The organism is Vibrio sp. V12_P9A6T4 (assembly GCF_963874835.1).
GTDB classification, from domain to species: Bacteria; Pseudomonadota; Gammaproteobacteria; order Enterobacterales; family Vibrionaceae; genus Vibrio; species Vibrio anguillarum.
On the sequence record NZ_CAWNJO010000024.1, the window covers coordinates 1 to 2,527 of the forward strand.

At 39.1% G+C, this 2,527-nt stretch carries 3 protein-coding genes; all 3 read right to left on the minus strand.

Going from position 1 to position 2,527, the window contains the following annotated elements:
• Positions 1–320 precede the first annotated feature (320 nt).
• Entirely contained in the window at positions 321–1,280 is a 960-nt protein-coding gene (locus AACQ42_RS01340) for a hypothetical protein (protein ID WP_094165682.1), read from the minus strand.
• A gap of 167 nt (positions 1,281–1,447) precedes the next feature.
• Positions 1,448–1,783, minus strand: coding sequence for a superinfection immunity protein (locus AACQ42_RS01345; RefSeq protein ID WP_094165683.1), 336 nt, complete (start codon positions 1,781–1,783; stop codon positions 1,448–1,450).
• A gap of 228 nt (positions 1,784–2,011) precedes the next feature.
• Positions 2,012–2,446 (minus strand): GNAT family N-acetyltransferase, encoded by a 435-nt coding sequence (locus tag AACQ42_RS01350; protein ID WP_094165684.1) that lies wholly within the window; start codon positions 2,444–2,446, stop codon positions 2,012–2,014.
• Between the last annotated feature and the right edge of the window lie 81 nt (positions 2,447–2,527).

The following is a 2,527-nucleotide window of genomic DNA, read 5'->3' on the forward strand; positions in this document are numbered from 1 at the left end:
TTTCCACACTTTGCGCCCACTAATTTGACAACGCGCCAACGCTAAAACTGATTGAGGCAAACAAAGAAACTTGCCTGTTTTACGGCTTGAGTGAACTACGAATTTTAGGGTAAAAATGCTCATTTGCCGACAATACAAAACAAATGGCCGGAGAAATCCAAAAGATTGATCCCTAAATTTACCTGAGTTGCATAACGCCCGCTTAAGGGGCAGCCAACGCTACTACCAACTTACCGCATAATACCGTAACCACAAAAACCAACGCATAGTAAAAATGCCACGCGTTGGCTGTCCCTCTTGAAGCGTTTGTTAGGCCAAATTTAGCACGACTCGGCTTCCAACTGTTCAACATCTTCCTGGTAAAAGCTTTGCTTAATATCTTCATGGATTCTGGCGACTTCAGAAATGTAGTCAATATCCGGATTATAAGCCTTTAACACTTCTCGGCGAATACTCCAGTAACCATACTTTGCATCAGGATGTTTCTTTGCCAACTCAAAATCTTTGACAATTTTTTCGCAACCCAACACCACACTTTCTAAATCGTTTATGTATTTGTCTGTCGTTACTTGCATGATTCCGAGTGTCTTTGCAAACCCGAAATAGAAAAGTACATTTTCGACTATTCGATATGCTTTAGGTCGATTGAAGTTTTCATAAATCAGGACAGCGTAAACTAAACTTTCCTGATCTTGGCTTTCAACAATGCTTTTGATGGTTTCACCATACAATTGGCTATAAGTTTGATAAACACTTGAAAGGTAGTTTCTTTTACGTCTTTTAGTGCTTTCTTCTGAAAGCCGCACTGAATTACACGTGTGGTAAATAAAACCGATAACCCCCAACCACAAAGCATTGCCAATGTCTTTCGGTTCGGGAAAGAAGAAAGACTTATCCAGAATCAAGTTTGAGTAAACATAATATGAAGCTCCAACCGAAAGGAGTATATATGCTATTTGCATTCCCCAATTTAGCAACCTAGCTCGACCAGTCAATATATTGAACCCTAACCGAAATACAGCATGGTAAACAACAACCATATAAATATCAGTAACAACCCAATCGTGTTTAGCTACATAACATGCAGCGGATACCAATGTTATAAAAACTACAGGTGCAAAAGAGCGATATAGAAAATTAAATGCAGGTGCTTCATCTGTTTTTACAAAGACCGACATTTGAATATAACCAGCATTAATGGAATGCTTTCCAATCCAGTTCATGCACAAAAACAGAACCATTGCTAAAATTGCATGAATAAAAATCAATTCTATGTTCATTTACCTGCCTATTTACCTAACGCCAAATTAAGGTGTGAACAACGCTAACACCTTAGCTAAACCATTGTGCCATAATCACTAAACTGACTTGAAATGAGAGCGCCGAGCGTTGTGAATCACTCTTAAATTTTTTGTTATGTGGTTCTTTACAGCGGCATTAGTTCCTTCTATTTGACCTTGAATTCATTCTCAGAAATAATACATCTCTCTTTCGAAGAGTGGAGCTTATCAAGCTCATCTACAACGTTGGCTATACTCGCAGCTTTATTTTCTGGGATAATAAAACACCAAATCAAAGCAATTAACCATCCTGCCCACCACAATAAAACACCTAAAACATTTACCAAGGCGATAGGAATCTTATAAGGATGATTTTTCTTTAACGCGATAATTGATGGAAGAAATGCAAATGGGATCAATATCATGAGTATAAGCAACAACGGCCCAGTACCTAACAAAAGCTTTAACACATGCAACAACTGCCAAATCCAGTCATCTGACATAATGAAGACCTCGTAGTTAATAATGAAACTAACAAAATAACACTATGGTTAATCCGATCAATATACCCTTAATTTTGGTACGTCCAAATACCACTGGTGTACGCCACCACATAACGCCCGCTTAAGGGGCTGACAACGCTACTACCAAGTTTCCGCATAACACCGTAACCACAAAAACCAACGCATAATAAAAATGCCACGCGTTGGAAGTCCCTCTTGAAGCGTTTGTTATGTGTTTGAACTTAAAGGGATCTCCATTTCAATCAACCCTTTGACTTCAGATGTTCTAACGAAGCCTTTGGACTCATACAGGCTGATTGCTGGGTTTTCACTAAACACACGCAAAACTAGCTTAATGGATTGTCTTTTAAGCGCATGTTTAACAACTAGTTCGAGACACTTTGCCCCAATTCCTCTGCCCTGAAACTCAGGCAAAATTTGAAAGTCCCTCAAGAAGGTAGTATCGCCACTATAGCTAAAACGGAGAACACCAACACGAGCTTGGTCTAGATGGACTTCGTAATTATCTAATTCTTCCCAACTACTTAGAAACTGATTGTGATCCCAGATTATTCCACGAGTTTGATAGTAACTTGCCATATTTGACTCGGTTAAAGATTCTGCGAATAAGGAGTCACTACCTACTTTTAGCTGTACTTCCATGCATTTTCCTCTGGTTACACATAACGCCCGGTTAAGGGGCTGACAACGCAAAACACTAAACCTAAAATAACCACCGTAATC

What these genes read in the sequence shown, in the direction of transcription:
- AACQ42_RS01340 (WP_094165682.1), bottom strand. Translation starts at nt 1,280, where the DNA reads ATGAACATAGAATTGATTTTTATTCATGCAATTTTAGCAATGGTTCTG.
- AACQ42_RS01345 (WP_094165683.1), bottom strand. Translation starts at nt 1,783, where the DNA reads ATGTCAGATGACTGGATTTGGCAGTTGTTGCATGTGTTAAAGCTTTTG.
- AACQ42_RS01350 (WP_094165684.1), bottom strand. Translation starts at nt 2,446, where the DNA reads ATGGAAGTACAGCTAAAAGTAGGTAGTGACTCCTTATTCGCAGAATCT.